Source organism: Plectonema radiosum NIES-515, from assembly GCF_025753815.1.
Taxonomy (GTDB): Bacteria; Cyanobacteriota; Cyanobacteriia; order Cyanobacteriales; family Nostocaceae; genus Hassallia; species Hassallia radiosum_A.
Genome location: NZ_JAOWRF010000183.1, coordinates 1 through 5,914, shown reverse-complemented (window position 1 = coordinate 5,914; position 5,914 = coordinate 1). Strand labels below are relative to the sequence as shown.

The window sequence follows — 5,914 nt, the reverse complement described above, 5'->3', positions numbered from 1 at the left end:
GGAGCAGAGTTAGAGTTAGGAGTTAGAGTTAGGAGTTGAAGAATATTCTTAATTCAAAACTCAAAGCCCAAAACTTTTTATTCCTAACTCCGCTCCTCCGCTCCTCCGCTCCTCCGCTCCTCCGCTCCTCCGCTCCTCCGCTCCTCCGCTCCTCCTAACTTTTTGAAGTTTGGGAAGTAAAGCCTCAATTGCTTTGCCTCGATGACTAATTGACCGTTTCAAGTCTGGTGTCATCTCGGCAAAGGTTAATTTCTTTTCTGGAACATAAAAAATTGGATCGTAGCCGAAACCAGCATTACCACGGGGGGATTCGAGAATTTCGCCACGACAAACGCCTTCAGATTGTAGCGCGATCGCTCCATCCGGACGAGCGATCGCTATTGCACACACAAATTGTGCTTGTCGATTCGGTTCGTCCTTCAATTCTCTCAACACCCTCGCAATCCGTTCCGAGTCAGTTTTGCCATAACGTGCAGAATACACTCCTGGTGCGCCATTAAGGGCATCAATAAGCATGCCAGAGTCATCAGCGATCGCCCAATTTCCTGTCGAATTAGCCACCTGAGAGGCTTTTAAACAAGCGTTTGCAGCAAAGGTGTCCCCTGTCTCCTCAACTTCCAATTCCTCAGGTTTTAAGGTCAATTCCCAACCTAAATCAGTCAAGTAAGCTTGCATTTCCCGCAACTTACCTGCATTTCCGGTGGCAACCACAAGTCTTGTCATCGTCGTTTTTTTACAAGTGAATTGGTGGGGGTACTGGATTCGATAACGGTGTCAAAGGACGCGGTTCGTGAGTTCTTGCTACTAACCGCAGGTGAATTACAGTAGCTTTTGAATAATCATAATCAAGATCAGGCACATAGATGAATTGCTGCTTACTCTCACCAGATAATCCCGTACCACCAGCACTACAGGAACGTGTTGTGCCTTCTGACACCAAACCTCTTGTTACAGTAGATGAAGACCGTGTTTCAACTTGATGTTCTGGAGTAAAGGTAACTTTGACTAAGCCGATATTTGCATCCTGTTGGCTGATACCAACTTTAGTAGCCTCAGCACTTCCCAACTTATAAAACGTGAATCGTCCAGTATCATGAGCGGGGCGTTCCAGCACAATTGAATCATACTCTTCAAGTCGCCACGTTCCCACATGCTTGCCATCAATTTCGACCTTGGCACCACAACGTATAGCACGCTTATTAGCCAAAACTACGTTGTACTGGGTGTTATGTTCTAGCTGTAGATAACCTCCGGGTAATTCAGTTCCCGGTGAAATACTGAGGCTGAAGTTGTTTAACTCCATAATAATCACTCACACGATGGATGTTTGCTTTAGGATTCTCTATTAGCAAACCAAACTAACAATTGGTAGTAGTCTGTCAAGAACTAATTGACGGGTTGTAGAGACGCGAAATTTCGCGTCTCTACAGGGTTTTAGATGTATACATAACCCCTCAAAATAAAATTGACAGACCAGTAGTAGCATAGACAAATATATCTATGTTACTACACTTTAGTTAAACAGAATTCGCCCAATCTTTCGCCCAAGCGAGAGTTTGATGCACTTGTTCGAGTGTCGGTGCTTCGCAGTATAAGCGTAAAACTGGTTCAGTTCCGCTAAAACGAATCATCAACCAACTATTATCAGCTAGACGGAACTTGTAGCCGTCAATTGTTTGACAATCAATGACTGCAAGTCCGGCAATTTCTGTTAAAGGTTCTTTTTCCAATTGTTGCAAAAGACGCGATCGCACGTCCATACTCCCTAGAGGTAAATCAATGCGATCGTATGCCCAATCAAAATCAGCTTGCTCTTGCAAATAACGGTAATAATCGCCTAAATCCAGCTTTGATTCCACAATTGCTTCTAGTACGTACAATGCTGATAGCAGTGCATCGCGTTCGGGGATGTGGTTCCCATAACCAATTCCCCCTGATTCTTCACCACCTATTAATACTTGGGATACTAACATGCGATCGGCGATGTATTTATAACCAACGGCTGTTTCAAATACTGATAACTTATGCAGTGCAGCGACGCGGGGAATTAAGTCAGAACCACTAACAGTTTTGACGATTTCACCTTGAAAATCGCGCCTTAAGGTTAAGTGGTCGATTAATATTGGGATTAATACTTGTGAACTGAGGAAGTTACCTTCACCATCGACACTGGCGATGCGATCGCAATCTCCATCAAATACTAATCCTACTGCTAAACCACCTTGATTGCTTTCGCGGTGCGTCTTCATCACTTCAAATAGACGCTTCATGTATTTGGGTAAAGGTTCTGGGGCACCACCACCAAAAAGCGGATCGCGATCGCTATTTATTTCTTTTACTTGATCCCCTAACAACATCGCTAGTCCACCAGATGCGGCTCCATGCATCACATCGGCAAATACTGTCAGTTTACCTGAGTTTATCGCCTCTCGAATCTTGGCAATATCAACTTTGCCTTCTAGCTCTTGACAATAACTGCCCCAAGGGTTGAACATTTCGATTTTGCCTGGAGTTGCTGGGGGTGGCACTCCATCAGACAAAAGCGCTTCTATCTCATGGGTTACTTCTGGGGGCACCGATCCCCCAAAAGCTCCCTTGACTTTTAAGCCCAAATATTTTCCCGGATTATGACTTGCTGTAATTACCAGGGCACCCAACGCATTGAGTTGTTTTGCTGCCCAGCTAAAAGCCGGAGTTGGGGCAAAGGTTTCGCTCAATAATACATCAAATCCGATCTTCGTGACACTATCAGCAACAGCACGGGCGAAATCTTCTGCCATAAATCGGCGATCGTAACCGACAATAATTGTCCGGCTATTCACCGTGGAATTATAAGTGTCAAATAATACTTTGGCTGCGATTGGCGCGACCAATGCGAGGCGTTCAAAGGTGAATTCATCACCAATCACGCCCCGCCAGCCGTCCGTACCAAACTTGATTGAGCTAGCTAGAACTGGCATTGAGGTATCCTAACTTTCCAACGTGAATTCTAGCATTTATACAGGCTTTTATGTAAAAAAACAATTAAGTATAGATAAACTTACTGTTAACCCTAGTCAATTACGACATAAAAGCTAGCGAATGTGTTCCTAAAAGTGCGATCGCTTGGTGTGTTTGACTTATAAAAAACGCTATTTTTGTCATAAAAATGACCAACGAAAGATTATCTTCACTAATCAAGCATTTATCTGCGTTGGTACTACTAGCAGTTAGAACGCTAGGCTATAAAAATATGCAGTGCGATCGCAAAACTATAAGATTTATCTAAAAAAATTAACAATCCTTAATAGTAATTACTATTAAGGATGTTTATTGAGAGCATTTTCTGTTCAACACCCCGATGACTCTTTAAAAATCATCAAGATACTGACTCAGACGGCTGATTACAGGGTCAACATCTTGAGGAAAAGTCGTAGCAACAGTATAGGTAGTATGATTTACCACCTCTTGTGGTGCTGATGTTGCTAAATTTTGAGGCTGAATGATTGGTCGTTCATGCACCATGATTGCCAGTTGTGCAACTTGTTGACTAAGTTGCAAAAGCTGGCGTTCCATAAGCTCCAAACGATTAGACTCCTTAGCAAAAAAACGTTCCTCAAGGTCAGCCATTTGACGTTGTAGTTCAGCGATTTGTTGTTCTTCAAATGCTGGTGTTGTCGCTTTTTCTGGCGTACTTGGTGATGGTCGTACAGATTCCGGTACACATAAAGATTGCCATAAGGCTTCTTTACAGAGGTCGCTGAAAGTCTTCTCCGGGTTTTTTTCCAAATGGCTTTCTACAAGGGCCAACAAGCTCTCGTCAGCGACCCCTGGATTGAATGTGACCGATTTTACTACTTTTTTTGGCCATTGGAGCATCAGTTTTAAGCCCTAGAAGCGCGATTGGAAATCTGTGCTTCCCCATAAATATACTGCCCCAAAGCGTTAGCTTGGCGAGAGGGAGCAGCTAGGTGGGCATTAATCTTCGCATCTTTGAGCAGCCGTTGGATATCCTCCCAGAAGAACTCACCACCACCGCCAGTGAGAATCACATCAGTAACCCGTTCTGGCAGCCATGCTAGCACGCGATCGCATATCTGACGAGAAAACTGCTCTGTGAGGTTGGGGAGAAAATCATCGAGATTCGTAGGCTTGCTGGCACCTTTAGGACGATAAAAGCGATCGCCTTTAGGCTTATTCACAGCCGAAATTAACGCTAGAGACTGACTATCTGCCCCTTCAATCTCTTTCGCGACTATTTCATAAAACTGGCTCATGGCAAAGTCTTCGCTCTTAGAAGCACCGCGAGCGAAGCGGAAGTTATCTACCATTAAACAATCGATAGTTTGATGTCCGATATCGACGATCGCAACCGAAACTTTGGTAAAATCTGGAACTCCGGGTCCTTTTTTCGGTTGAGCTTCACACCATAAAAGGCTGCCATAGCCTTCTGGCATTACCCAAACCTTGCTGACAGTTAAGTTCACAGTTTCTCCCCGGAAGTTCATCACATGGGAACCACCTACCTGACTGATCAGTTGTGCTTTTTCTCTTTCAAATTGCTCTAAAGAAAGGAAAGGCAGACCGAGAATAACTGAGATTTCATCTTTGAGCTTGAAGTAGCCGGCACAAGCCAAAACTTTTACCAGTGCATCTTCAACCTTAGATTGACCTACTCCTAAATTTGCTCCAAAATCTGCTGCTAGTTGACCAACAGCATAGCCATTATTTTGATACTCCAGCCACAGATCCATTAAGGGGTCAGTAGCGCGTGCCTCAAAAGCGCCTCCACGCACCTGTTCCATACTCATATGCTTGACGTTAGCGGGCACGAACATTACATTGTTCGGTTCGCGGTTTACACAAGTCTTGGTAGAAGTTCTACCTAAATCAACACTGAGAATCGCTTTCCCTGTAACCATACCCATACCAGGCTTGGGAACATTATTAGCGGCATTAGCAGCATTTAGCGGGGTAGATGCCGACACTCTATTCATGGGGATAGCAGCGGCATTCATTGGAGTAGCGGCATTCGGTTGGTCTGTCATGAAAGCTCCTAGTCTTTACTTAGCTTTAAAAGTTATCATGCTCATATACACATTCAATGCGTCAAGCAGAAACTTTTGGTTGCGTTTGGTGTAGCCAGAAATACGCCAAGAATTAGTTAAAGCGTTAAAAAATTAGCATTATTTACGATAGTGTAGGCGAATTTTTGGCACTCTTCACGCTTGCTATTACACAATTAGCGCTCTTATTGTCATTTTCTCCTGTTTTTTCCCTTGCGCTTGACTACCCAAAAAATAAATGCCAGAGCAAAACACCCAAGCAAGATTTTAGATACAGGCGCAAGGTACTTATCCACAAGTTCGTACTGACTACCCAACACGTATCCAGAGTATGTTAGCAAACCTACCCAAGCAGCGCTACCCAAAGTTGTGTAGAATAGGAAAGGCAACAACGGCATATTGCTAATTCCGGCAGGCACAGAAATTAATGTGCGGACTCCCGGCACAAGACGACCAATCAACACTGCTTTGCTACCTTGGCGATCAAACCAGCCTTTTGCCTTAGTGATATCTTTGCTGGATACAGTTATCCACTTGCCATATTTGTCAGCCCAACCTTTCAAACGCTCTTCACCCAAAAATTTGCCTGGGTAGTACCAAACTAATGCACCCAATACAGAACCACATAGCCCCGCAAAAAATACGCCAACAACATTGAGTTTTGCTCCTGGTAGATTCGCGCTATATCCTGCCAGTGGCATGATTAGTTCTGAAGGGATAGGGGGAAAGAGATTTTCCACAAACATTAGCGCCGCTATTCCCAAGTAACCTAGGGATTCAATCGTATTTTTGATCCAATCTCCCATAAAGTCGATTCCTCAAAGTACTACAGCAGTTTAATTGCTCAATTAAACTTAATATTTATTAAT

The 5,914-nt window shown here is 43.8% G+C and carries 6 protein-coding genes; all 6 read right to left on the bottom strand.

Going from position 1 to position 5,914, the window contains the following annotated elements; genetic code table 11:
- Nucleotides 1-60: 60 nt before the first annotated feature.
- On the bottom strand, nucleotides 61-723 hold the full coding sequence (gene rdgB / locus OGM63_RS12380; RefSeq protein ID WP_263745877.1) for an RdgB/HAM1 family non-canonical purine NTP pyrophosphatase: 663 nt from the start codon (nucleotides 721-723) through the stop codon (nucleotides 61-63).
- Between the two features lie 10 nt (nucleotides 724-733).
- On the bottom strand, nucleotides 734-1,303 hold the full coding sequence (locus tag OGM63_RS12375) for a hypothetical protein (protein WP_263745876.1): 570 nt from the start codon (nucleotides 1,301-1,303) through the stop codon (nucleotides 734-736).
- A 214-nt stretch (nucleotides 1,304-1,517) separates the two neighbouring features.
- The gene (locus OGM63_RS12370) at nucleotides 1,518-2,960 is read right to left on the bottom strand and encodes a phosphoglucomutase/phosphomannomutase family protein (protein ID WP_263745875.1); all 1,443 of its coding nucleotides are present in this window, start codon (nucleotides 2,958-2,960) and stop codon (nucleotides 1,518-1,520) included.
- A 388-nt stretch (nucleotides 2,961-3,348) separates the two neighbouring features.
- Nucleotides 3,349-3,858: a filament morphology membrane protein FcmC gene (gene fcmC / locus OGM63_RS12365; RefSeq protein ID WP_511041087.1), complete on the bottom strand. Its 510-nt coding sequence runs from the start codon at nucleotides 3,856-3,858 to the stop codon at nucleotides 3,349-3,351.
- Between the two features lie 5 nt (nucleotides 3,859-3,863).
- Nucleotides 3,864-5,027, bottom strand: a complete 1,164-nt coding sequence (fcmB, locus tag OGM63_RS12360) for a filament morphology actin-like protein FcmB (RefSeq protein ID WP_263745873.1) — start codon at nucleotides 5,025-5,027, stop codon at nucleotides 3,864-3,866.
- Between the two features lie 209 nt (nucleotides 5,028-5,236).
- A complete protein-coding gene (locus OGM63_RS12355) occupies nucleotides 5,237-5,851 on the bottom strand; it encodes a DedA family protein (RefSeq protein ID WP_263745872.1) in 615 nt (204 codons plus the stop codon).
- Nucleotides 5,852-5,914: the final 63 nt, after the last annotated feature.

Coding starts and splice junctions, on each gene's coding strand:
- OGM63_RS12355 (WP_263745872.1), bottom strand. CDS start 5,851: ATGGGAGATTGGATCAAAAATACGATTGAATCCCTAGGTTACTTGGGA.
- OGM63_RS12375 (WP_263745876.1), bottom strand. CDS start 1,303: ATGGAGTTAAACAACTTCAGCCTCAGTATTTCACCGGGAACTGAATTA.
- rdgB (WP_263745877.1), bottom strand. CDS start 723: ATGACAAGACTTGTGGTTGCCACCGGAAATGCAGGTAAGTTGCGGGAA.
- fcmB (WP_263745873.1), bottom strand. CDS start 5,027: ATGACAGACCAACCGAATGCCGCTACTCCAATGAATGCCGCTGCTATC.
- fcmC (WP_511041087.1), bottom strand. CDS start 3,858: ATGCTCCAATGGCCAAAAAAAGTAGTAAAATCGGTCACATTCAATCCA.
- OGM63_RS12370 (WP_263745875.1), bottom strand. CDS start 2,960: ATGCCAGTTCTAGCTAGCTCAATCAAGTTTGGTACGGACGGCTGGCGG.